This window comes from Hydrogenophaga pseudoflava NBRC 102511 (genome assembly GCF_001592285.1).
GTDB classification, from domain to species: domain Bacteria; phylum Pseudomonadota; class Gammaproteobacteria; order Burkholderiales; family Burkholderiaceae_C; genus Hydrogenophaga; species Hydrogenophaga pseudoflava.
In genome coordinates this window covers 69,721-91,710 of the sequence record NZ_BCWQ01000008.1, presented here as the reverse complement: position 1 = coordinate 91,710, position 21,990 = coordinate 69,721, and the positions used below count along the sequence as shown (strand labels likewise).

The window sequence follows — 21,990 nt, the reverse complement described above, 5'->3', positions numbered from 1 at the left end:
TGGGTTCATTCAAATCTTGAATGAACCGCTGGTGGCGGCCAGCTCGGCGCGCCAGTCCGCATCGCGGGCCAGCGCCAGCGCAGCCTCCTGCGTGCGCGTGGGCGCCACCTCGCGGCGCACGAGGAAGCCGACCGGGGTCTGCACCTCGGGTTTCACCAGAGGCCGGAACAGCAGACCCGGCTGTTCGCGCAGGCTGGAGACCAGGGCGCCAGGCATCACGCTCGCCAGCGGGCCGGTGCGCACTGCAAGCGCCAGCGAGAGCACGGAGTTGGTCTCCATCACCGGCTTCACCGCTACACCCGCGCGGGCGAACGCGGCATCGACGATGCTGCGGTTGTGCATGTCGGGCGTCAGCAGGCAAAGATCAAATCCAACCGTGTCGGCCCAGGCCAGCGGCTCGCCGATGCGGCTGGGCGGCGGTGACTTGGCGCGCACCGCACGGGGCGTTTGGGTCACGAGGTAGAGGCGCTCCTGGTACTGCGGAAACACCTGGAAGCCACTGCTGCGGGCGCTGACGCGCTCCAGAAAGCCCAGGCCCAGGTCGAGCGTCAGGGCCTTCAGGCCCGATTCGATCTCACCCGAGGGCAGGGAGAGCAGCACCGGCGCGATGCCCGGATGGCGCGACTGCAGCAGCGCGCAAAACCGCGTGCCCACCGGCACGGCCGACGGCACCACCCCCAGCCGAAGGCTGCCCACGGGCTGGTCCTGCTGGCTGGCCAGGGATTGCTGCAGGGCCTCGTGTTCGCGCAGCATGCGGCGCGCGGACGCCAGCACCTGTTCGCCTTCGGGCGTCAGGCCCGAGTAGGTGCGGCCGCGGCGCACGATGGGCGTGCCCAGCTCCCGCTCCAGGGCGCGCAGCGCATTCGACAGCGCCGGCTGGGTGATGTGGCAGGCCTTGGCCGCGCGGTCGAAGTGGCGGTGGTCGTGCAGCGCCACCAGGTAGCGCATGGAGGTGAGCAGGTTCATGGCCCTGCAGCCTAGCAGGACCGCCCCCTCCGCGCGGGACTCAGTAGCGGACGTTGCTGCGGTCGATGGCGAACCAGGCTTTCGTAGGCCTTGCGTTTTTCGGCCGGCACATGGGCTGTGAGCAGGCCGGTTTTCTCTTCCGCCCTCAGCGACTTGTCCAGCAGGCGGCTGGCGCGACTCTCGAAGCAGGACTCCGCGTTCAGGGCCCCGTTGACGATGACACGAAAGTTCAACCGCCGCCGCGCTGAAGGCTCAGGTCAAAGGGCTTCATGAACGTCCGCCGCTGGTCCGCATCCAGCCCGCGGAAGGCGAACACCACCTTCAAGCGCTGCATGCGCAGCAGCGCGATGCGGCGCTCGGGCAGGGGCTCCCAGGCGATGTCCAGCGCACCCGGGGGAATGTCCACAGTGATGCGCGACCCCTCGCGCCGCCAGGCATGGGCCCCGAGCGCCCGCGGCATCCAGCCCAGCCACTCGGCCTCGCTGCAGCCGACGTCGCGCTCGAACCGTTCGGGGTAATCCGATTGCATGGGGACTGGTCCGCAGCGGCGCTCAGCCGCCGGCGATCGGCGGCCAGATGGCAAGCACGTCGCCCTCGCTCAGCGTCGCGCTCAGGCGCTGCTCGGGAGCGACGTACTTGCCGTTGACCAGCACCAGGTGCACCAGCTTCGGCGGCAGGCCGAAGGGTTCGATGATCTGGCTGATCGGCGCATCGGGCGCCACATCCAGTTCGATCTGGTTGCTGCGCCGGGCCTCGGGCGGCAGGTGGTCGGTGAGCGTGGCAAAGAGCTTGAAGGTGATCTTCATGCCCGGATCATGCCCTGCGCCGGTCATCGGCTGCACCACTCCAGTGGCCTTGGCCCTGCGCGGCGGACAGGTAAGCGTCCATCAGCTTCGTGGGGTCGGCGATCAGCCGGTCTTTCCACTCGCCCAGCTTCACCTGCCCCTCGACCAGGCCACGCATCACGCCCACGTGCTCGGTCCAGCCCACGCTGTTGCAGCCCACCATCTGGTCGCCCTTGAACTGCAGGCTCAGGTGCCGGTGGTTGGCCTTGTCGGTCAGCTCCACGTGCTGGCCGCCCGGCAGACCTTCCCAGTTGCCGAAGCTGCTGGAGATCAGGCCCAGGGTGTCGAGCACGTTGATCTGCGTCACGCCCATCAACTCGGCCTGCTGGCCGACCATGTTCAGCGCCGCCACACGCGCCTGTTCGGCGGCGTTGGGCTGGATGGCACTGACGATGGTCTTGCCGCTGACCTTGTCGAAGGCCTCGGCGCAGTCGCCCGCAGCGTAGATGCCCGGCACGTTGGTCTGCAGGTGCTCGTCGGTCAGCACGCCGACTAGGCAGCGCACGCCGGAATTTTCCAGGAAACCGATGTTGGGCTTGACGCCGGTGGCGCTGATGACCAGGTCCGCGTCAAGCTGCTGACCAGTGGACAGGCGCACCGTCATCCGGCCACTGGGCATGGCGCTCTGGCCGATGCCGACCACTTCGGCGATCTTGCCCAGCAGGCCCTTTTCAGCGCCGGTGCCGCGTTCGATGGCCTCGACCCGGGCGCCGGTATAGACCTTCACACCCTTGGTCTCGCACCAGTCCTTGATCATGCCGCCGGCCGTCGGCCCCATCATGCGCGGCACCATGCGGTCGCCCATCTCCACGACGGAGAGTTCCACGCCGCGTTGCTGCAGCGCTTCCATGATGATGCAGCCGATGAAGCCGGCGCCCATCTGCAGCACCTTGGCACCGGGCTGGGCGAGGTTGGCGATGGCGCGTGCGTCGGCCAGCGTCCAGCAGCTGTGCACGCCGGGGCCGTTGATGCCGGGGATCGGCGGGGTCGCAGGCGAGGAACCGGTGGCGATCAGCAGCTTGTCGAACGCGATGGTGTTGCCGTCGCTCAGTTCGATGGTCCGCTTGGCCGAATCCAGCACCTTGGCGCGCACCCCGCGCCGCACGGTGATGCCCAGCTTCTCGAAGTGGCCCGCCGTGTGGCGCAGGTGTGTGCCCTCCTCGCCGACCTTGCCGATCAGCAGGTAGGGAATGGCCATGCGCGAATACGGCGCTTCGTTCTCGTCGCCGATGACGGTGATCTGGTCCTTGGGTGCGTGCTTGCGGATGGTTTCGGCCGCGATGACGCCGGCCGGGCCGGCGCCGAGGATGACGTGGTGGGTCATGTTCTGTTCTCCAAACTCCAAAAAAAGAAGCGGTCACGGGGACCGCTTCTTCGTTGTCCCCGATGGCGCAATCAGAGACCCAGGCGCGCCTTGGTGTCGGCGGTCGGGCGGCCCTCGGTGTCCCAGCCGCGCACTTCGTAGTACTTGGGCAGCATCTCGCCGAGCTTGCTGACCGTGCCCTTGCCCGGGCCGGTCTTGGCGGCTTCGGTCATCAGGCGCTTGGGCAGGTTGTCGTCGGCCTTGGTGAAGCCGGCCGCGTTGTTGAACTCGCGCTCCATGTTCCAGATGCGCTCGCCGATGTGGTTGAGGTGTTCCATCGTGAACTCCTCTCCGCAGGCGGCCTGCACCTGGGGTGCCACGTCGGCCAGGGTCCAGGCGAAGCTGGTGAAGATGCAGATGCCGGCGGAGTCGAAGGCCGCGGTCGCGTCCTGGAAGGCCTTGACCAGCTCGGGCTTGCCCGCGCTCTCGGACGGCTCGGTCTTGACCGGGATGCCCAGCACTTCGGACGCGATGGTGTAGCCGCGCAGGTGGCAGGCGCCTCGGTTGGACGTGGCATAGGCCAGGCCGATGCCCTGGATCACACGACCGTCGTAGGCCGGGAATTCCTGGCCCTTGACGCTCATGGACAGGTCGGGGTGGCCGTACTTGGCGGTCAGGCGCTTGGAGCCCAGGCCGATCTCCTTGCCAAAGCCTTCGCCCTTGGCGGTCATCACAGCCAGTTCGCACAGCGCCTTGGCCGAGCCGAACGGCGCTTCGATGCCGATCTGCTCCTTGGTGAGCACGCCCATTTCGTACAGCTCCATCACGGCGCCGATGGTGGCGCCGAAGCTGATCGGGTCCATGCCCTCTTCGTTGCAGATCAGGTTGGCGAACTGCAGCGCTTCGAGGTCGTTCACGCCGTTGGCGGCGCCCAGGGCCCAGGCGGCTTCGTATTCCAGACCACCAGACGCACCCCAGTACTCGGGCTTGTTGGCCACCGAGAAGTGGCTCTCGTCGATCTTGGAGATGCGGCCGCAGGCGATGGTGCAGCCAAAGCAGGCCTGGTTGGTCACCAGGTGCTTCTTGCCGTCGGTCGCGCGCGGCGTGGCCATGGCTTCGGCCGAGATGTCCTTGGCGCCCTCGAACTGCACGTCGCGGTGGTTGCGCGTGGGCAGACCGCCGATTTCGTTGATCACGTTCATCAGCACCTGGGTGCCATAGGTGGGCAGGCCCTGGCCGGTGACGGCGTTGTCGGCCAGCACCTTCTTGGCGGCCTTGGCGGCGGCCATGAAGGCCTTGGGGTCGCGCACATTGCCCACGCCCTTGGTGCCGCGCACGGCAATCGCCTTGAGGTTCTTGCTGCCCATGACGGTGCCCACGCCCGAGCGGCCGGCCGCACGGTGCAGGTCGTTCACCACGGCCGCGTACAGCACGCCCACTTCACCGGACTTGCCGATGCTGGAGACGCGCAGCAGCGGGTCCTGCAGGCTGGTCTTGAGCATCTCTTCGGTCTTCCAGACGCTCTGGCCCCAGAGGTGGCCCGCGTCGCGCAGCTCGGCCACGTCGTCGTTGATGTAGAGGTAGACCGGCTTGGCCGACTTGCCTTCGAAGATGACCATGTCCCAGCCGGCCATCTTGAGTTCGGCACCCCAGTAGCCGCCCGAGTTGGAGCAGGCGATGGCGCCGGTCAGCGGGCCCTTGGTGACCACGGTGTAGCGGCCGCCGGTGGAGGCCATGGTGCCGGTCAGCGGGCCGGTGGCCCAGATGATCTTGTTCTCCGGCGACAGCGGGTCGACCTTGGGGTCGATTTCGCTGGTGAGGTATTTGGTGGCGAGGCCGCGCGAACCCAGGTAGGCCTTGGCCCACTCCATGTTCAGCGGTTCGGAGGTGACGGTGCCCGCGGTCAGGTTGACGCGGAGGATTTTTCCAGCCCAAGACATGTTGATGCTCCTTGTATGTGTTGGGGGATCAGGCGGCCGCCTGGTTGCCCAGCTTGTCGGCCCACTGCTTCATCTTGTCGATGCCAGACCAGTTGGCATCAATGAACGTGATTGCGCCGGTCGGGCAGGCGTCGGCACAGGCCGGCTCGCCGCCGCAGAGGTCGCACTTCTGGACCTTGCCGGTTTCCTGCACGTAGTTGATGGTGCCGAAAGGGCAGCTGATGGTGCAGACCTTGCAGCCCACGCAGGTGGTTTCGTTCACCACCTTGGCGCCGGTCACCTTGTCGACCGTGATGGCCTCCACCGGGCAGGCGTGCAGGCACCAGGCCTCGTCGCACTGGGTGCAGGTGTAGGGCACCTTCTTGCCGGTGTGGTGGAAGTCGAAGACCTTGATGCGCGACTTCGAGGTGGCGTAGGTGCCGTAGTTCTCGAACGAGCAGGCCATTTCGCACTGCAGGCAGCCGGTGCACTTGTCGGCGTTGATGTGGAGTGTTTTCTGCATGTAGTTTCTCCGGTGGTGGGGCACACATGGCCCATCAGGAGACCTATGACCATGTGTTCATACGATTGTTGACGTGAAGCACAGCCACTTCGTCAGGGTTAACCCGAAAAGCTCCGCGCCGCTATCAGAAAGTCTCAGATTGAGACTGCCACATGCTGCCCTGCACAACGCCTTGATTTCAAACGGAATTAACGAATCAACAACGTTCATCCGGCGAAATAACACCACCCCACATAGGAATCTGAATACATAACTTAGAAATGCATCTGATTTCACGAATCTCCTTTGAAATCAATGCATTTCATTGCCTTTTCAAGCGTCTCAATTTGAGAATGTTTCAGACCGCAATTTGCAATTGAGGGTTAACACTCAAATCGCCGCGGCGCTGCGATGTTTCACTGTTTGAGGACCCCACAGAGGCCCCAACCATCAGGAGACACAGATGCAGGTTCAGCTCACGGTCAACGGCCAGGCCCGGTCGGTCGACGTTCCGCCCAACACCCTTCTCGTCCAGGTGCTCCGGGAGCACCTCAAGCTCACCGGCACCCACGTCGGCTGCGACACCTCGCAGTGCGGCGCCTGCACCGTCATCAAGGACGGCCGCGCCATCAAGTCGTGCAGCGTGCTGGCCGCCCAGGTCAGCGGTTCGGAGATCACCACCATCGAAGGCCTGGCCGCCGCCGACGGCGCCATGCACCCGATGCAGGCGGCGTTCAAGGAATGCCACGGCCTGCAGTGCGGCTTCTGCACCCCGGGCATGGTCATGAGCGCGGTGGACCTCTGCAAGCACCACCCCAAGGCCGGCGAGACGGAAGTCCGCGAGCTGCTCGAAGGCAACCTGTGCCGCTGCACCGGTTACCAGAACATCGTCAAGGCCGTGCTCAAGGGCAAGGCCGACATGGCTTCGGCCTGAGGAGACACGACATGGGTGCATCCGACTTCAGCAAGCTGCCGCACATCGGCGAAGGCGTCCGCCGCAAGGAGGACTACCGCTTTCTCACCGGCGCCGGCCAGTACACCGACGACATCACGCAGGCCGCGCAGACCTACGCGGTCTTCGTGCGCAGCCCGCACGCCCACGCCGCCATCAAGAGCATCGACACCAGCCGCGCCAAGGCCATGCCCGGCGTGGTGGCCGTGTTCACCGGCGCCGACATCGACGGCAAGATGGGCGGCCTGCCCTGCGGCTGGCTCATCACTTCGACCGACGGCACGCCAATGAAGGAGCCGCCGCACCCGATCCTCGCCATCGGCAAGGCGCGCTACGTGGGCGACCAGGTGGCCATGGTGATCGCCGATACGCTGGAGCAGGCCAAGAACGCCGCGGAGGCGGTGGAGGTGGACTACGACGTGCTGCCGGCCGTGATCGACATGCGCGAGGCCAGCAAGGGCCCCGCCCTGCACGACGCCGCGCCCGACAACCACTGCTACAAGTGGGCCATCGGTGACAAGGGCCAGGTGGACGCGGCGTTCGCGCAGGCCGCGCACGTGACGAAGATCGACCTCACCAACAACCGCCTGGTGCCCAACGCCATGGAGCCGCGCGCGGCCATCGGCAGCTACAACCGCGCCACAGAGGAGTACACGCTCTACGTCGCCAACCAGAACCCGCACGTCGAGCGCCTGCTGATGACCGCCTTCGTGCTGGGCCTGCCCGAGCACAAGGTGCGCGTGATCGCGCCCGACGTGGGCGGTGGCTTCGGCTCGAAGATCTTCCTGTACGCCGAAGACGTGGCCCTGACCTGGGCCGCCAAGCAGACCAACCGCAGCATCAAGTGGACCTGCGAACGCAGCGAGTCCTTCCTGACCGATGCGCACGGCCGCGACCACATCAGCCACGCGGAGATGGCGATGGACAAGGACGGCAAGTTCCTGGCGATGCGGGTGCACACCGACGCGAACATGGGCGCCTACCTCTCGACCTTCGCGTCCGCGGTGCCGACCATCCTCTACGCCACCCTGCTGGCCGGCCAGTACACCTGCCCGCAGATCTATGTGGAAGTGGACGCCTGGTTCACCAACACCGCGCCGGTCGACGCCTACCGCGGCGCCGGCCGCCCCGAGGCCACCTACCTGCTGGAGCGCCTGGTCAGCCGCTGCGGCTGGGACCTGGGCCTGTCGCAGGCCGAGATCCGCAAGCGCAACTTCATCAACAGCTGGCCCTACCAGACGCCGGTGGCCCTGCAGTACGACGTGGGCGACTACCTCGGCGCGCTGACCAAGGCCGAGGACATGGCCGACGTGGCCGGCTTCGAGCAGCGCAAGGCCGCCAGCGCGGCCAAGGGGCTGCTGCGCGGCATCGGCTACAGCAGCTACATCGAGGCCTGCGGCATCGCGCCGTCGAACATCGCGGGCGCCCTCGGTGCGCGGGCCGGCCTGTTCGAGTGCGGCGAGGTGCGCGTGCACCCGACCGGCAGCGTGACCGTGTTCACCGGCTCGCACAGCCACGGCCAGGGCCACGAGACCACCTTCGCGCAGGTCGTCGCGGCGCGCCTGGGCATCGCGGTCGAGGCGGTGGACGTGGTGCACGGCGACACCGGCCGCGTGCCCTTCGGCATGGGCACCTACGGCTCGCGCTCCATCTCGGTCGGCGGCGCCGCCATCATGAAGGCGCTCGACAAGATCGAGACCAAGGCCAAGAAGATCGCGGCCCACCTGATGGAGGCCAGCGACGCCGACGTGGAGTTCGCCAACGGCGAGTTCACCGTCAAGGGCACCGACAAGAAGGTCACCTTCGGCCAGGTCGCGCTGACCGCCTACGTGCCGCACAACTACCCGCTGGACAAGCTGGAGCCGGGCCTGAACGAGACCGCGTTCTACGACCCGACCAACTTCACCTTCCCGGCCGGCACCTACATCTGCGAGGTCGAGGTGGACCCCGCGACCGGCAAGACCCGCGTCGACAAGTTCACCGCCGTCGACGACTTCGGCACCATCATCAACCCGATGATCGTCGAGGGCCAGGTGCACGGCGGCATCGTGCAGGGCATCGGCCAGGCACTGCTGGAGAACTGCGTCTACGACAAGGAAAGCGGCCAGCTGCTGACCGGCTCGTTCATGGACTACGCCATGCCGCGCGCCGACGACTTCCCCGAGTTCAAGATCGGCACCATCTGCACCCCCTGCACCCACAACCCGCTGGGCACCAAGGGCTGCGGCGAGGCCGGCGCCATCGGCTCGCCACCGGCCGTCATCAACGCCGTGCTGGACGCCCTGAAACCGCTGGGTGTCACCGAGTTCGACATGCCCGCCTCGCCGGGGCGCGTGTGGGAAGCCATTCAATCCGCCAAGGCCTGACCGGGAGGAGGACACCATGTACGCATTCACGCTCGACAAACCCGCGTCCCTCGCCGACGCCCAGAAGGCCGCCGCCGGCGGCGCCAAGCCCCTGGCCGGTGGACAGACCCTGCTGGCCTCGATGAAGCTGCGCCTGTCCGACCCGGGCACCCTGGTCGATCTCGGTGGCGTCAAGGAACTGGCCGGCATCCGCCGCGAAGGCAACGCCCTCGTCATCGGCGCCATGACGCGCCACATCGACGTGGCGACCAGCGCGGAGGTGGCTGCCGCCATTCCCGCCCTCACCCACCTGGCCGGCCACATCGGCGACAAGCAGGTGCGCGCCATGGGCACGATGGGTGGTTCGGTCGCCAACAACGACCCCGCCGCCTGCTACCCCAGCGCCGTGCTCGGCCTGGGCGCCACGGTGCACACCACCAAGCGCAAGATCGCCGCCGACGACTTCTTCCAGGGCATGTTCAGCACCGCGCTGGAAGACGGCGAGCTGATCACCGCGATCAGCTTCCCGATCCCGAAGAAGGCGGCCTACCTGAAGTTCAACCAGCCGGCCTCGCGCTTTGCGCTGATCGGTGTGTTCGTGGCGCAGACCGACGGCGGCGTGCGCGTGGCCGTGACCGGCGCCGGCAACGGCGTGTTCCGCCACGCCGGTCTGGAAGCCGCGCTGAACGCCAGCTTCACGCCGCAGTCGGCCGCCAGCGTGAAGATCAGCGCCGACGACTGCAGCGCCGACCTGCACGCCAGCGCGGCCTACCGCGCCAACCTGATCAGCGTGCTGACCCAGCGCGCCGTCGCCCAACTGGCCTGATTTCCGGCTGTCACCGCCAGGGCCCCGCGTTCACCGACCCGGGGCCCTTTTTCCTTCACAGAACATTCCCATGAGCGCCTTCGCCTCGATCGACGCCCTGATGCAAGCCCTGCAGTCGGCCGGCTACTACGCCGACCGCCGCCTGGCCACCGCCGTGTTCCTGGCCCTGAAGCTGCAGCGCCCCCTGCTGCTCGAAGGCGAACCGGGCGTCGGCAAGACCGAGCTGGCCAAGGCGCTGTCGGTGGCGCTGGGCCGCGCCCTGCTGCGCCTGCAGTGCTACGACGGCCTTGAGCAGCGCGAAGCCCTGTACGAATGGAACTACGCCGCGCAGCTGCTGCACATGCGCGCCGCCCAGACCCGCCTGGAAGTGGCGCACACGGACGGCGGCGCCGACGAGGTGGCGCGCATCGAGCGCGAGGTCTACCAGGAGCGCTACCTGATCAAGCGGCCGCTGCTGGCGGCGCTGCAGGCGCCCGAGCCCGGCGCGCTGCTGCTGATCGACGAGGTCGACCGCGCCGACGAGCCCTTCGAGGCCTTTCTGCTGGAGTACCTGGGCGAATACCAGGTCAGCATTCCCGAGTTCGGCACGGTGCGTGCCGCCTGCCCGCCGGTCACCATCCTCACCAGCAACCGCACGCGCGAGCTCAACGACGCGGTCAAGCGCCGCTGCCTCTACCACTGGCTCGACTACCCCGAGCGCGAACGCGAGCTGGACATCGTGCGCGCCCAGGTGCCGCAGGCCTCGGCCGCACTGGCGACCCAGGTGGCCGACGTGGTGCAGCGCCTGCGCAGCCAGCCCTTCGCCAACGCCTTCCAGCGCTCGCCCGGCATCGCCGAAAGCGTCGAGTGGGCCAAGGCGCTGGTGGCGCTGGACACGCTGGCGGTCGACCCCGAGGTGCTGAGCGACACCGCCGGCATCCTGTTCAAGCAGCGCGAGGACGTGGCCGCGCTCACGCGCGACATGGCCGCCGAGCTGCTCAAGCCGGCCGACACGCCCGCCTGAGTTCGCCGCTCATGCAGCTCGGAGATTCCCGCACAGGCAAACTGGCCGACAACATCGCCGGCTTCGGCCGCGCGCTGCGACGCGCCGGCGTGCGCGTGGACAGCTCGCGCATCGCGCTGGCCACGCGCGCCGCCATGACGGTCGGCCTGGAGCGCAAGGAGGACGTGAGCGCGGCGATGGAGGCGGTGTTCGTGACCCGCGAGCAGGACCGCCTGGTGTTCCGCGAGCTGTTCGACACCTACTTCCGCAACCCCGAGATCGCGCAGAAGCTGCTGTCGCAGCTGCTGCCCAGCGCCGAGGGCAAGGCCGAGCCGAGCAAGCGCCGGCCGCGCGTGCGCGAAGCGCTGTCGCCGCAAAAAAGCTTCGGGCAGCAGGCCAAGCCCAAACAGGAAGACCAGAAGGTCGAGTTCGACGCCGCCATGACGGCCAGCGACATCCGGCGCCTGCACCACGCCGACTTCAACGCGCTGTCGGGCACCGAGTACCGGCTGGTCGAGCGGCTGGCGCGCGACATCCGCCTGCCGCTGCCGACCTACGATTCGCGCCGCACGCGGCCCGGGCCCGGCGGCACCCGCCCCCACTGGCAGCGCGCCATGCGCCGCGCGGTGCGCCACGGCGGCGAGCTGATGGAGCTGCCGCAGCTCTCGCGCCGCGAGCAGCCGCTGCCGCTGATGGTGCTGGTGGATGTGTCGGGCTCGATGGAGCGCTACACCCGGCTGCTGCTGGCCTTCCTGCACGCGGCCACGCGCCACCACCGCCGCCGCGACGTGTTCGCCTTCGGCACCCGGCTGACCGACCTCACGCCGGCCTTCCGGCTCGCCGACACCGACGACATGCTGGTGGCCGCCAACGAACTGATCGCCGACTTCGCCGGCGGCACCCAGCTCGGCGCCTCGCTGCAGGCGCTGCAGCAGGACCACGCGCGCCGCCTGGTCGGCCGCCGCACGCTGGTGCTGATCGTCAGCGACGGCCTGGACACCGGCGAGCCCGCGGCGCTCTCCGAATCGCTGGCCTGGCTGCGCCGGCGCTGCGGCCGCCTGCTCTGGCTCAACCCGCTGCTGCGCTTCGAGGGCTACGCCCCGCTGGCCCGCGGCGCGGCCGCACTGCACACCCACGCGCACGGCATGCTGGCCGTGCACAACCTCAGCAAGCTCGAAGACCTGGCCGCCAGCATCGCGGCCGTGCTGCGGCGCTGACCCCTTCGTTCAGACCCCACAAGAAAGAGGACACACCACCATGGACATGCAAGGCAACCGCTCCCTGGCCATCACCCAGCAGCAGGCCTGGGACGCGCTCAACGACCCCGCCGTGCTCAAGACCTGCATCCCCGGCTGCGACAAGGTCGAGGCCACGGGCGAGAACCAGTACGCGGTGGGCATGGCGGTCAAGATCGGGCCGGTGGCGGCCAAGTTCGCCGGCAAGATCCTGCTCTCGGACATCGTGGCGCCCGAGTCCTACAAGATCAACTTCGAAGGCCAGGGCGGCGTGGCCGGCTTCGGCAAAGGCACCGCGGCGGTCAAGCTCACGCCCGACGGCAGCGGCTGCACGCTGGACTACACCGTGCACGCCACCGTCGGCGGCAAGGTGGCGCAGCTGGGCCAGCGCCTGATCGACGGCACCGCCAAGTCGATGGCCGAGGACTTCTTCAAGCGCTTCGACGAGGCCATGCAGCAGACCCACCCCGAGGCCTACGCCGCACGCGACGCGGCGGCGAAGGCCGCTGCGGCGGGCGAGGCACCGGTGGCCGAGGCCCCCGCGGCAAGCGGCGGCATTCCCGCCTGGGTCTGGATCGCGGGCGGTGTGGTGCTGCTGGCCCTGTGGTGGCTCAGCCGCTGAAGGCTTCGCCGCGCACAATACCTGCCAGGACTGGAGACACCATGGAAAACCTCGACATCACGGTACTGCGCCATCTGCTGCAATGGCGCCAGCAAGGGCAGCGTGCGCTGCTGGCCACGGTGATCCGCACCTGGGGGTCCTCGCCCCGCCCGGTCGGCTCGATCATGGCGCTGTGCGAGACCGGCGCCGTGATCGGTTCGGTCTCGGGCGGCTGCATCGAGGACGACCTGATCTACCGCTACCGCCGTGCGGACGGCGCTGCGGGTGCGGGCACCCACGACATCCCCGACGGCCCGCCCGAGCGGGTGAAGTACGGTGTGAGCGCCGACGAGGCCCACCGCTTCGGCCTGCCCTGCGGCGGCACGCTGGAGCTGATGCTGGAGTTCAACCCCGACGCCGACGCGCTGGCCACGCTGGTGACGGCGCTGGGCGAGGGGCGGCTGATGCAGCGCAGCACCGACCTGGCCACCGGCCGGGTCACGGTCGCGCCCTGCGAGCGGCCCGAGGCGCTCAGCGACGACGGCCAGGTGCTGCGCAACACCTTCGGGCCCGAGTACCGCATGCTGCTGATCGGCGCCGGCCAGCTGGCCGAGTACCTCTCGACCATGGCGATCTTCTGCGGCTTCTCGGTCTCGGTCTGCGACCCGCGCGAGGAATACCGCAGCAGCTGGAACGTGCCCGGCGCCAAGCTGCTCACCGGCATGCCCGACGACGTGGTGCATGCCTTCGGCGTCGACCGCCGCACCTGCGTCATCGCGCTCACGCACGACCCCAAGCTGGACGACCTGGCGCTGCTCGAAGCCTTGGGCACCGAGGCCTTCTACGTCGGCGCCATCGGCTCGCGCCGCAACAACGAGGCCCGGCGCGCGCGCATGATCGAACACTTCGACCAGACCGAAGAGAGCCTGGTCGCCATGCGCGGCCCCATCGGCATCTACATCGGCAGCAAGATGCCCTCGGAAATCGCGGTCAGCATCATGGCCGAGGTGCTGGCGGTGAAGAACGGCGTGGCCCTGCCGCGCGACGCCCAGGTCGGCCCGGCCAAGGACCAGCTCCAGCCCCGCAGCGCGGACGAAGGCGGCGCCGTCTGCTTCAGCGCGTCGCGCGTGGCCTGAGCGCCGCGGCCCCGGCCGCGGCGTGGCATGTGACTTGCGGTTGACTGCAAAAGAGGTGCATTGTCCGGGGACCTGCCCGGGCACTGTCTCAATCTGCAACACTGTTGTTCCGCCCACGAACGCCGAGGCCGATGTGACCACCACCGTCCAATCCCCCCTGCTCCCTGACCAGCGTCTGGCCCTGATCGAACGTGCGCGCCTGTCTGTGCTGGAGGCGCGCGACAGCGCCCCCTCGCCCTGGCTGGCCGCGCCCATCGAGCGCTCCTGGCGGCGCTGTCTGGCCATGGGACAGGACCCGCACCAGCGCGTGGCCTTCGAGCCGGTATCGGCCAGCGCCATGCGCCAGGCGCTGGAGGCGAGCCAGCCCCTGATCCAGGCCGCCGCGCCGGTGATCCGCTCGCTCTCGCGGGCGATGGTGCACACCCGCTACTTTGCCATCCTGACCGACGCGCGCGGCACGGTGATCGACGTGGACGGCCCGGTCGACCGCAACAACCCGCGGGCCGCGGCCATCGCGCGCGTGGGGGTCGACCTCTCCGAGCGAGCCGTCGGCACCACCGCCATCGGCACCACGCTGACCGACCATGAGCCGGTCTGGCTGCACCGCGGCGAACACTTCTTCCACGACAACGGCGCCTTCAGCTGCGCCGGTGCGCCGATCTGGGGGCCGGACGGCCACTGCGTCGGCATGCTGGATCTCACTGGCGTCGACGTGGCGGAACAACCCGCCCTCAAGCACCTGGTGACGCAGTCGGCGCGCAGCATCGAGAACGCGCTGACCACCTCACGCCCGCACCGCATGCTGCTGCGCCTGAACTGGCCGGGCCGTGTGCTCGGGGACGACAACGACGGACTGGTCTGCGTGGACGACGACGGCCGCATCATAGGCGCCAACCGGGCCGCATCCGACATGCTGGGCCTCATGCCGCAGCAGGCCGCGATGCACTGCAGTGACGTCTTCGCGGTGCCCACCGATGGCCTGTTCGACGCCGCCCGCGCACAACGCCCCGCTTTCGAGGTGCCGCTGTGGTCTGGCCTGCGGCTGCAGCTGCTGGCCCAGGGGCCGGGCCGCGTCTCCGGCTCGCCGCGCCCGGCCAGCCACAGCGTGCCACTCAAGGACGTGGAGGCCGCCCTGATCCGCCGCGCGGTGGAAGACGCGCGCGGCAACGTCATGGAAGCGGCCCGCGCGCTGGGCATCAGCCGCGCGACCGTCTACCGCAAGCTCACAAAGAAGAAGGCCTGACCGGCGCGGAAGGCCCGCCGGTCAAGGCGCGGTCAGGGTGAGCCCGTGCTGCTTGAACATCGCGAGCAGCTCGCCGCTCTCGCGCAGCGATTTCATCGCCATGTCCAGCGCCGCGCCCAGGTCCTTGTGGGCCGCCTTGATCGCCATGCCGACCGGCCAGCCGGTGTCGGCGATGCCGTTGTTGAGGTTGAGCTTGGACAGCGGGAACTGCTCCACCGAGGCCTTGCGCTGGAACAGCGCGGCTTCGGCCTGCGCCCGCAGCACGAACGCGCCTGCAGCCTTGCCGTCGATCACCGCCTGCGCGGCCTCGACGCCCGAGGGGTAGATCGAGACCTGGTTGCGCAACAGCCCACCGCCGTAGCCCATGAGCACGCTGGCCGCGCCCGCGCCGCGCTCGGCCGCCAGCGGCAGGCCCTTGAGGTCTTCGGGGGAAGCGGCCGAGGCCAGGCGCCGGCTGTCGTGCAGCAGCACATTCGACTGGCGCATATAGGGCGCCATGATGGTCACCTGCGGGTTGCCGTTGGCCAGGAAGCGATCGGCCGGCACCTGCAGCATCACGTCGGCCGGACCGTAGCCCAGGTAGTGGCCGCGCCAGACCATGTTGCGCAGGTCGTCGTTCATGTTCTCGCCCGCGTCAAACGGCAGCAGCGAGAGCTTGAGGTTCATCTGCCGCGCCAGCGCCTCGGCCAGCGACACGTCCAGGCCCGTCATGTCCGTGGCCGGGCCGCTGGAGAAGGGCGCGTTGTCCTTGTACACCGCAACCTTGAGCGCCCCGTTCGCGCGGATGCGCGCCAGGTCGCTCAGGTCGGTCTGCGCCAGCACCGGCCAGGGCATGGCCAGCGCGGCCGGCAGCAGCGCCAGGGCTTCGCGGCGGCGCAGGCCTCTGGGAGTCTTCAGGGTGGAGTCGGTCATGGGTCTTGTCTCTCTGTGATGTTGTAGCTGACGGCCCGTCCGGTGGCGCGGGCTCAGGGTTCGCGGCGGGTCTCGATGTAGGTACGGATGGTCCAGATCGCTTCCTGCGTGAGCGTGCCTTCGAACGGCGGCATGTAGACGCGCCCGTCGCGCACGCGGCCGCGGCGCACGGTGGAGATGAAGTAGTCGTCCATCTCCTTCATGCAGGAGGCCTTCTTGGCTGCGTCGGCCAGGCCGGAGCAGTCGCTGTCCATCTTGCGCAGGTCGGGCGAGATGCCGCCGGAGATGGCTTCCAGGCCATGGCAGCGGGCGCAGTTCTGGTTGTAGGCCGAGGTGCCGATGCGCAGCGCTTCCTTGCGGGCCGGGCTCTGCTCGTTGTAGGGGTTGGCATCGAGCCACTTGGCGCCCAGCTGCGGCAGGGTGCTGGTGTCCACGGCCTGCGGGACCACGTCCCCGTGGGCGTACACCGCAGTGGCGGTCAGGCCGGCCACCAGCAGGGCGACGGCGCGTCGGGATGCGAGGGAAAAACGGACGTTCATGGGCTTGTCTCCAGGTTCAGAAAAAAGAGGCTTCTGACACCCGGTCAGCAATAAGCGGGCCACAAAAAGAACCGCCCCTGTACCACCCACATCCCGGCCCGATTGCAACGACCATGTGTTCCAAATTGAACCACCCTGTTGTTCCACGCCCCAACCACTGTCCCATTCCGAACGGGCACAACAGGCTGCTTCGGGCTGGCCGGGGATTTGCTTTGTACCGGAAGGAGGCACCCGCCACAGCTTGTTTCATTCAGGGATTTCCCACTGTTGATTCGTGGCACAGATATGAAGAAAATCACATGAGTCAGGACAGCAACGACCACGACCCCCTTCAGTTCGGCCCCATTGAGCCGAACTGGTCGATGGATTACTGGGGAGGCCTTCCCCCGGACCCTGGAGACAACATGAATGCCGCCATGTACACGCCACCCGGCCGAGAGCGTGTCAACATGCCTTCCGCCCCCCACGAGGCCGGTCACGATCCGATCGGCCAGTCGCACCAGCGCTCGCGTGCATTTGGCATCACCGAACAGAGCGAACCCGACTTTTCCAGCCCGCTGCGCGGCGACCTGACCAGCGCCCTGGACGAAAACCGCTTCCTGTTCCAGCACGCGGCACCGGTCATGGAAACGCTCTACGACCAGATCGCCAACACCCACAGCATGGTGCTGCTGACCTCGGCCAAGGGCATGGTGCTGCACTCGCTGGGCGACAACGACTTTCTGGAAAAAGCCTCGCGCGTGGCCCTGATGCCGGGCATGGACTGGTCCGAGCAGACCAAGGGCACCAACGCCATCGGCACCGCGCTGACCGAAGAGGAAGCGCTCACCGTCCATGGCAACCAGCATTTCCTGAATGCCAACAAGTTCCTGACCTGCTCGTGCTCGCCGATCTTCGACCCCTACGGCCAGGTCATCGGCGCGCTGGACGTGACCGGCGACCAGCGCAGCTTCCACCAGCACACCCTCGCCCTGGTGCGCATGTCGGCGCAGATGATCGAGAACCACATGTTCGCCGACATCTTCCCGAAGGCGATCCGGGTGCACTTCCACACCCGCTCGGAGTTTCTCGGGACCCTGGTCGAAGGAATCGCGGTGTTCTCGCCCGAAGGCCGCTTCATCTCGGCCAACCGCAGCGCGCAGTTCCAGATCGGCCTGCCGTTTGCCGCGCTCAAGGCCCACACCTTCTCTTCGCTGTTCGGCATCCCGATCTCCTCGCTGGTCGACCTGTTCAGCGGCACCCTGCCCACGCCCAAGCAGCTGGTGCTGCACAACGGCGTGGCCGTGTGGTGCCGCGTCAAGATCAAGGCGGCCAATCCCTGGAACGCCGGCCGGCCCATGCCGGTCACGCCGCAGCAGGCCGAGGAACAGGCCGCCGCCACACCGTCGCCCGCAGTGGCCAAGGTGGTGCCGCGCAAACCGCATCTGTCCACGCTGCAGTACCTGGACACCGGGGACCCGCAGGTCTCGGCCGTGATCCACAAGCTGCGCATGGTCTCGGGCAAGGACATCCCTGTGATGATCCTGGGCGAAACCGGCACCGGCAAGGACCTGCTGGCGCAGGCCATCCACGGTGATTCGAACCGCTCGGGCCAGCCCTTCGTCTCGGTCAACTGCGCATCGATCCCGGACACGCTGATCGAGTCCGAGCTGTTCGGCTACGAGGAAGGCGCTTTCACCGGCGCGCGCAAGAAGGGCTCGATCGGCAAGATCCTGCAGGCCAATGGCGGCACGCTGTTCCTCGACGAAATCGGCGACATGCCCAAGCACCTGCAGGCGCGGCTGCTGCGCGTGCTGCAGGAGCGACGGGTGAGCCCGCTGGGCGCGGGCAAGGAGGTCGATGTGGACGTGGCCATCGTGAGTGCCACGCACAAGCACCTCAAGGACATGATCGCGCGCGGCGACTTCCGCGAAGACCTGTACTACCGCCTCAACGGCCTGGTGGTGCGCCTGCCGGCGCTGCGCGAGCGCACCGACTTCGACCTGGTGGTGCAGAAGATCGTGAAGTCACTGTGCGAGAACGGGCAGAACATCGGCATCGCGCCGCGGGTGATGGACATCTTCAAGCGCTACCACTGGCCGGGCAACTTCCGCCAGTTGCACAACCTGCTGCGCACGGCGGTGGTGATGGTCGGCTGCGCCGGCGTGATCGACATGGAGCACCTGCCGGACGACTTCCTCGAAGAGCTGGAACACGGCCTGCCACACCCGGTGGCGCAGCGCATGAGCACGCCGGTGCCGACCGTCGACGCCTCCCTGCCCGAGCTGCCGAGTGCACCGCCCATGCCCGAACCCACGCTGGACGGCCAGAAGCTGCAGGACGTGGCGATCAGCGCCATGGCGCAAATGCTGCGCCTGCACGGCGGCAATGTGTCGGCCGCGGCCAAGGCGCTGGGCGTCTCGCGCAACACGATCTACCGCAAGAAGCACCTGCTACCGCCGGATCTTCTTGGCTGACCCCCTGCGCCGCTGGATCATCTGGCGGGTTTCGCCTGGTCCATCCACACCGGTTCGAGTTCGCGCCAGGCGCGCAGCACGTTGAAGCCGTGCCGCGCGCCGTAGCCGGCCCAGCCGCTGAAGGCGGGCAAGGCGACGCGGTCGATTTCCTGGGGCTGGGCGCCGGCGTCCATGGCCTGCAGGGTTTTCTCGCGCAAGGCGCCCAGGTAGGCGCGCGTGTCCAGCAGTGCGGACGGGAAGCCGGACGCTGGAGCAACCGACCATGTGGTGGCGATCACCTGCTTCGGCCCCAGGGCCTGCAGGCGGTCCAGCGCCGCGATCCAGCCGTCCAGATGACCTTGTGCCAGTTCCGGCACACGGCCCTGGTACACCAGCCCGCCGGCCCACAGCACGCGCTGCCGCGCATCCCACAGCACCAGGTCGCCCTCGGTGTGCGCATGCTCCACCCGCATCACGCGCAGCCGCCAGCGGCCCAGGCGCAGCACCTCGCCTTCGGACAGCGTGCGCGTGGGCAGCACGATGCGCGTGCCGGCCATTGCTTCGTCGCCCACACGCTGCGTGAGGCTCGCCAGGCAGTCAGGGCAGCGCAGCGCCATGCCCTCGCGGGTCGGGGCGGTCGCCAGGATCTGCGTGCGCCCGGCCGCCACGTCGGCGGCAAACGCCGAGTTGGCCAGCACGTTCTCGGAATGCGCATGGGTGTTGACGATCCAGCGCACCTGCGCGCCAAAGCGGCAGGCCAGCGAGCGCCGCACCCGCTCGCCGTGCCGGTGGCTGGGCCCGGGGTCGATCACCAGCGCCTGGCGCCCCGACACCAGCACGCTGGTGGGCACCACGTGGCCGGCGTTGGCGGGCGACACATCGCCGCCGTCCGGCGGCAGCCAGACCCAGGCGCCCGGCGCCACGGCGCGCCAGGGCACCGGTTCCAGCGTGTCGCAGCCCGGGGCCGCGCACAGCGACGCCGCCTGCGCCAGCAGCAGTGCCACCAGCGCCCGGCGGCACCATGTGGTCACGCCCGCCGTCACGACCGCCTCACTTGCTCGCGCAGCGCCGCCAGCGTCTGCGGTTCGTGGCCCAGATGGCCGGCGCGGGTGAGCGTGAGCGACGACCGACCGGGCGCCAGACGCTCCATCAGCGACTGCCAGCGCCGGCTGTTCTGCGGCGGGCACACCGCGTCGAACGCGCCGTGCACCCAGTCCACCGACACACCCGCGAGCGCAACCGCGCGCACCGCCCTGTCCAGGCCGCCCGGCCGCACAAAGCCACGGTGCAACAGGTAGTGCGACTGGATGCGGAACTTGCGCCGCAGCGCCTGGTCCGCGCCGTCGCTGCGGTTGCCCCGGCGCTGGAACCCGGCCGCCAGACGCCGCTCGCGCCGCCGCTGAGCAGCCCAGACCGGTCGGGCTCCAGCCACAACGGGGCCTGCACCGAGCAGCGCGCGCCACATGCCCCGGGCCGCTGCGCGCGATTCGAGCAGGGCCCAGCGCCGCGCCGCGCGCAGACCTGCAACAGCGGGTGTACCGGATTGGAGCAACTGGCGCAGACGGGCCAGCAGCGCGGGCAGTGACACGCTGCGCGAGGCTGGCCAGACGGCCGCAGGCACACTCAGGGTCTTCCCTGATGCCGCGCCCTGCAGCAGGCCGCCGATCTCGCGCCGCGACAGCGCAAAGGCCCCGCGCAGCACCAGCCGCTGCACCCGCTGCGGATGGGCCTGTGCGTAGGCCAGCGCCAGCACCGTGCCCCAAGAACCGGCCAGCAGCGACCAGCGCTCCAGGCCCAGGTGCCGCCGCAGGGTTTCGAGGTCGGACACCAGCGCCGCCGTGTGGTTGCGCAGCGTGCTGCCGCGCGGGCGGCTGCCGCCGCTGCCGCGCTGGTCGGGCGCAATCGCGCACTGCCGGCGCAGATCCAGCGGCGCCAGCAGGCCCGGGTTCGCACCGCTGCCTGGACCGCCGTGCAGCAGCAGCCAGGGCTCGCCCTCAGGGTTTCCCCCGAGGCGCCAGGCCATGCGGTGCGGCGCCCCGAGATCGAAGTCGCGCTGGCGTCGCCAGGGGCCTTGTCCGGTGGCATCGTTTTTGCTGATCATCGGGTGCGGCTTGAACTGCAACAGTGCAGGCAGGTCAGCAGTCACGATTCATGCCAACCCCAACTGGAGACAAGACATGCAGTGGACCACCCCCGCCTTCACCGACCTGCGTTTCGGTTTTGAAATCACGATGTACATCGCCAACCGCTGACCACCGGCGACGAGCGACCTCAGGCGCACGGGTGTTCCCACACGTGCGCCTTTTTTCTTCCCAATCCAGTCTATGCGCATCCGCGTTCTTGGTTCCTCCGCCGGCGGCGGTTTCCCGCAGTGGAACTGCAACTGCCCCAACTGCAGCGGCCTGCGCCGCGGCACGCTGAAAGCGCGCGCCCGCACCCAGTCGTCGATTGCGGTGAGCGACAACGGCCAGGACTGGCTGCTGGTCAACGCCTCGCCCGACATCCTCACCCAGATCCGCGACAACCCCGAGCTGCAGCCCGCCCGCGCCATCCGCGACAGCGGTATCGCCGCCGTGCTGCTGATGGACGCGCAGATCGACCACGTCACCGGCCTGCTGATGCTGCGCGAGCGCAAGACGCCGCTGCCGCTGCTGGCCACGCCCGAGGTCTTCTCCGACATCGGCAGCGGCTTCCCGATCACCGGCATCCTCTCGCACTACTGCGGCACCGAGCGGCAGGAGCTGCCCATCGACGGCCGCGCGGTGCACATCGCCGCCCTGCCCGGCCTGCAGCTGCACACCGTCTCGCTGTCGTCCAAGCCGCCGCCGTACTCGCCGTTCCGCGGCAACCCGCGCCCCGGCGACAACATCGGCCTGCTGATCACCAACCCGGCCACCGGCGCCAAGGCCTTCTACGCGCCCGGCCTGGCCGAGGTCACCGACGAGCTCATCGAGCTCATGAGCGGTTGCGCCGTCGTCCTGGTCGACGGCACCTTCTGGACCCACGACGAGATGCAGCGCCTGGGCCTCTCGGCCAAGGCCGCGCTCGACATGGGCCACCTGCCGCAAAGCGGCCCGGGCGGCATGGTCGAACAGCTGGACCGCCTGCCCGCCGGCGTGCGCAAGGTGCTCATCCACATCAACAACACCAACCCCATGCTGGTGGAAGACTCGCCCGAGCGCGCCGAACTCACGGCCCACGGCATCGAGGTCGCCCACGACGGCATGGACATTTCTTTCTGAGCACGCC

General features: G+C 68.6%; 21 protein-coding genes. 11 read left to right on the top strand and 10 right to left on the bottom strand.

The genetic code is table 11. From position 1 onward, the window contains the following. Positions 1-9 precede the first annotated feature (9 nt). From HPS01S_RS11435 to HPS01S_RS11410, 6 genes are all read right to left on the bottom strand, one after another. Complete coding sequence (locus tag HPS01S_RS11435) at positions 10-966, bottom strand: LysR substrate-binding domain-containing protein (RefSeq protein ID WP_066155709.1); 957 nt, start codon at positions 964-966, stop codon at positions 10-12. 229 nt (positions 967-1,195) lie between these two features. After that, the gene (locus HPS01S_RS11430; RefSeq protein WP_066155706.1) at positions 1,196-1,495 is read right to left on the bottom strand and encodes a hypothetical protein; all 300 of its coding nucleotides are present in this window, start codon (positions 1,493-1,495) and stop codon (positions 1,196-1,198) included. 22 nt (positions 1,496-1,517) lie between these two features. Further along, the gene (gene thiS / locus HPS01S_RS11425; protein WP_066155703.1) at positions 1,518-1,772 is read right to left on the bottom strand and encodes a sulfur carrier protein ThiS; all 255 of its coding nucleotides are present in this window, start codon (positions 1,770-1,772) and stop codon (positions 1,518-1,520) included. A gap of 7 nt (positions 1,773-1,779) precedes the next feature. Further along, positions 1,780-3,135: an NAD(P)/FAD-dependent oxidoreductase gene (locus HPS01S_RS11420; protein ID WP_066155700.1), complete on the bottom strand. Its 1,356-nt coding sequence runs from the start codon at positions 3,133-3,135 to the stop codon at positions 1,780-1,782. Between the two features lie 71 nt (positions 3,136-3,206). Next, positions 3,207-5,054, bottom strand: a complete 1,848-nt coding sequence (locus HPS01S_RS11415) for an aldehyde ferredoxin oxidoreductase family protein (RefSeq protein WP_066155698.1) — start codon at positions 5,052-5,054, stop codon at positions 3,207-3,209. A 28-nt stretch (positions 5,055-5,082) separates the two neighbouring features. Further along, positions 5,083-5,556, bottom strand: a complete 474-nt coding sequence (locus tag HPS01S_RS11410; protein ID WP_066155694.1) for a 4Fe-4S dicluster domain-containing protein — start codon at positions 5,554-5,556, stop codon at positions 5,083-5,085. A gap of 442 nt (positions 5,557-5,998) precedes the next feature. Here HPS01S_RS11410 and HPS01S_RS11405 point away from each other — a divergent pair, with 442 nt between their 5' ends. The 8 genes from HPS01S_RS11405 to HPS01S_RS11370 all read left to right on the top strand — a co-directional run bounded on the left by HPS01S_RS11405 (position 5,999) and on the right by HPS01S_RS11370 (position 14,855). After that, a complete protein-coding gene (locus tag HPS01S_RS11405; protein ID WP_066155692.1) occupies positions 5,999-6,469 on the top strand; it encodes a (2Fe-2S)-binding protein in 471 nt (156 codons plus the stop codon). Between the two features lie 11 nt (positions 6,470-6,480). After that, positions 6,481-8,853, top strand: a complete 2,373-nt coding sequence (locus tag HPS01S_RS11400; RefSeq protein WP_066155689.1) for a xanthine dehydrogenase family protein molybdopterin-binding subunit — start codon at positions 6,481-6,483, stop codon at positions 8,851-8,853. 16 nt (positions 8,854-8,869) lie between these two features. Further along, positions 8,870-9,658, top strand: a complete 789-nt coding sequence (locus tag HPS01S_RS11395; RefSeq protein ID WP_066155686.1) for an FAD binding domain-containing protein — start codon at positions 8,870-8,872, stop codon at positions 9,656-9,658. 70 nt (positions 9,659-9,728) lie between these two features. Further along, on the top strand, positions 9,729-10,661 hold the full coding sequence (locus HPS01S_RS11390) for an AAA family ATPase (protein ID WP_066155685.1): 933 nt from the start codon (positions 9,729-9,731) through the stop codon (positions 10,659-10,661). Between the two features lie 11 nt (positions 10,662-10,672). Next, positions 10,673-11,857: a vWA domain-containing protein gene (locus HPS01S_RS11385; RefSeq protein ID WP_066155682.1), complete on the top strand. Its 1,185-nt coding sequence runs from the start codon at positions 10,673-10,675 to the stop codon at positions 11,855-11,857. A 40-nt stretch (positions 11,858-11,897) separates the two neighbouring features. Continuing rightward, the gene (locus tag HPS01S_RS11380) at positions 11,898-12,497 is read left to right on the top strand and encodes an SRPBCC family protein (RefSeq protein WP_066155680.1); all 600 of its coding nucleotides are present in this window, start codon (positions 11,898-11,900) and stop codon (positions 12,495-12,497) included. A gap of 41 nt (positions 12,498-12,538) precedes the next feature. Further along, positions 12,539-13,612, top strand: a complete 1,074-nt coding sequence (locus HPS01S_RS11375; protein ID WP_066155677.1) for an XdhC family protein — start codon at positions 12,539-12,541, stop codon at positions 13,610-13,612. 133 nt (positions 13,613-13,745) lie between these two features. Further along, complete coding sequence (locus tag HPS01S_RS11370) at positions 13,746-14,855, top strand: helix-turn-helix domain-containing protein (protein WP_066155674.1); 1,110 nt, start codon at positions 13,746-13,748, stop codon at positions 14,853-14,855. A gap of 21 nt (positions 14,856-14,876) precedes the next feature. Here the strand turns inward: HPS01S_RS11370 and HPS01S_RS11365 are convergent, their stop codons facing one another. Both HPS01S_RS11365 and pedF read right to left on the bottom strand, forming a co-directional pair. Continuing rightward, positions 14,877-15,767: a substrate-binding periplasmic protein gene (locus HPS01S_RS11365; protein ID WP_066155672.1), complete on the bottom strand. Its 891-nt coding sequence runs from the start codon at positions 15,765-15,767 to the stop codon at positions 14,877-14,879. Between the two features lie 53 nt (positions 15,768-15,820). Next, entirely contained in the window at positions 15,821-16,306 is a 486-nt protein-coding gene (gene pedF / locus HPS01S_RS11360) for a cytochrome c-550 PedF (protein WP_066155669.1), read from the bottom strand. 404 nt (positions 16,307-16,710) lie between these two features. Here pedF and HPS01S_RS11355 point away from each other — a divergent pair, with 404 nt between their 5' ends. Then, a complete protein-coding gene (locus HPS01S_RS11355; RefSeq protein WP_084397305.1) occupies positions 16,711-18,762 on the top strand; it encodes a sigma-54-dependent Fis family transcriptional regulator in 2,052 nt (683 codons plus the stop codon). A 17-nt stretch (positions 18,763-18,779) separates the two neighbouring features. On the opposite strand, the gene HPS01S_RS11350 is transcribed toward HPS01S_RS11355, so the two are convergent. Further along, positions 18,780-19,772, bottom strand: coding sequence for an MBL fold metallo-hydrolase (locus tag HPS01S_RS11350; RefSeq protein WP_169803941.1), 993 nt, complete (start codon positions 19,770-19,772; stop codon positions 18,780-18,782). Between the two features lie 8 nt (positions 19,773-19,780). Continuing rightward, positions 19,781-20,887, bottom strand: a complete 1,107-nt coding sequence (locus tag HPS01S_RS11345; protein WP_255284203.1) for an alpha/beta fold hydrolase — start codon at positions 20,885-20,887, stop codon at positions 19,781-19,783. A gap of 31 nt (positions 20,888-20,918) precedes the next feature. Here HPS01S_RS11345 and pqqA point away from each other — a divergent pair, with 31 nt between their 5' ends. Further along, a complete protein-coding gene (gene pqqA / locus HPS01S_RS21575) occupies positions 20,919-20,993 on the top strand; it encodes a pyrroloquinoline quinone precursor peptide PqqA (protein WP_068167214.1) in 75 nt (24 codons plus the stop codon). A 72-nt stretch (positions 20,994-21,065) separates the two neighbouring features. Beyond that, positions 21,066-21,983 (top strand): pyrroloquinoline quinone biosynthesis protein PqqB, encoded by a 918-nt coding sequence (gene pqqB, locus HPS01S_RS11340; RefSeq protein ID WP_066155660.1) that lies wholly within the window; start codon positions 21,066-21,068, stop codon positions 21,981-21,983. The last annotated feature ends 7 nt before the right edge of the window (positions 21,984-21,990 follow it).

Excerpts from the sequence above, each read along its gene's own strand:
- HPS01S_RS11415 (WP_066155698.1), bottom strand. The coding sequence starts at position 5,054 with ATGTCTTGGGCTGGAAAAATCCTCCGCGTCAACCTGACCGCGGGCACC.
- HPS01S_RS11420 (WP_066155700.1), bottom strand. The coding sequence starts at position 3,135 with ATGACCCACCACGTCATCCTCGGCGCCGGCCCGGCCGGCGTCATCGCG.
- HPS01S_RS11365 (WP_066155672.1), bottom strand. The coding sequence starts at position 15,767 with ATGACCGACTCCACCCTGAAGACTCCCAGAGGCCTGCGCCGCCGCGAA.
- HPS01S_RS11400 (WP_066155689.1), top strand. The coding sequence starts at position 6,481 with ATGGGTGCATCCGACTTCAGCAAGCTGCCGCACATCGGCGAAGGCGTC.
- HPS01S_RS11405 (WP_066155692.1), top strand. The coding sequence starts at position 5,999 with ATGCAGGTTCAGCTCACGGTCAACGGCCAGGCCCGGTCGGTCGACGTT.
- thiS (WP_066155703.1), bottom strand. The coding sequence starts at position 1,772 with ATGAAGATCACCTTCAAGCTCTTTGCCACGCTCACCGACCACCTGCCG.
- HPS01S_RS11410 (WP_066155694.1), bottom strand. The coding sequence starts at position 5,556 with ATGCAGAAAACACTCCACATCAACGCCGACAAGTGCACCGGCTGCCTG.
- HPS01S_RS11390 (WP_066155685.1), top strand. The coding sequence starts at position 9,729 with ATGAGCGCCTTCGCCTCGATCGACGCCCTGATGCAAGCCCTGCAGTCG.
- HPS01S_RS11430 (WP_066155706.1), bottom strand. The coding sequence starts at position 1,495 with ATGCAATCGGATTACCCCGAACGGTTCGAGCGCGACGTCGGCTGCAGC.
- HPS01S_RS11355 (WP_084397305.1), top strand. The coding sequence starts at position 16,711 with ATGAATGCCGCCATGTACACGCCACCCGGCCGAGAGCGTGTCAACATG.
- HPS01S_RS11395 (WP_066155686.1), top strand. The coding sequence starts at position 8,870 with ATGTACGCATTCACGCTCGACAAACCCGCGTCCCTCGCCGACGCCCAG.
- HPS01S_RS11375 (WP_066155677.1), top strand. The coding sequence starts at position 12,539 with ATGGAAAACCTCGACATCACGGTACTGCGCCATCTGCTGCAATGGCGC.
- HPS01S_RS11380 (WP_066155680.1), top strand. The coding sequence starts at position 11,898 with ATGGACATGCAAGGCAACCGCTCCCTGGCCATCACCCAGCAGCAGGCC.
- HPS01S_RS11435 (WP_066155709.1), bottom strand. The coding sequence starts at position 966 with ATGAACCTGCTCACCTCCATGCGCTACCTGGTGGCGCTGCACGACCAC.
- pqqB (WP_066155660.1), top strand. The coding sequence starts at position 21,066 with ATGCGCATCCGCGTTCTTGGTTCCTCCGCCGGCGGCGGTTTCCCGCAG.
- HPS01S_RS11385 (WP_066155682.1), top strand. The coding sequence starts at position 10,673 with ATGCAGCTCGGAGATTCCCGCACAGGCAAACTGGCCGACAACATCGCC.
- pedF (WP_066155669.1), bottom strand. The coding sequence starts at position 16,306 with ATGAACGTCCGTTTTTCCCTCGCATCCCGACGCGCCGTCGCCCTGCTG.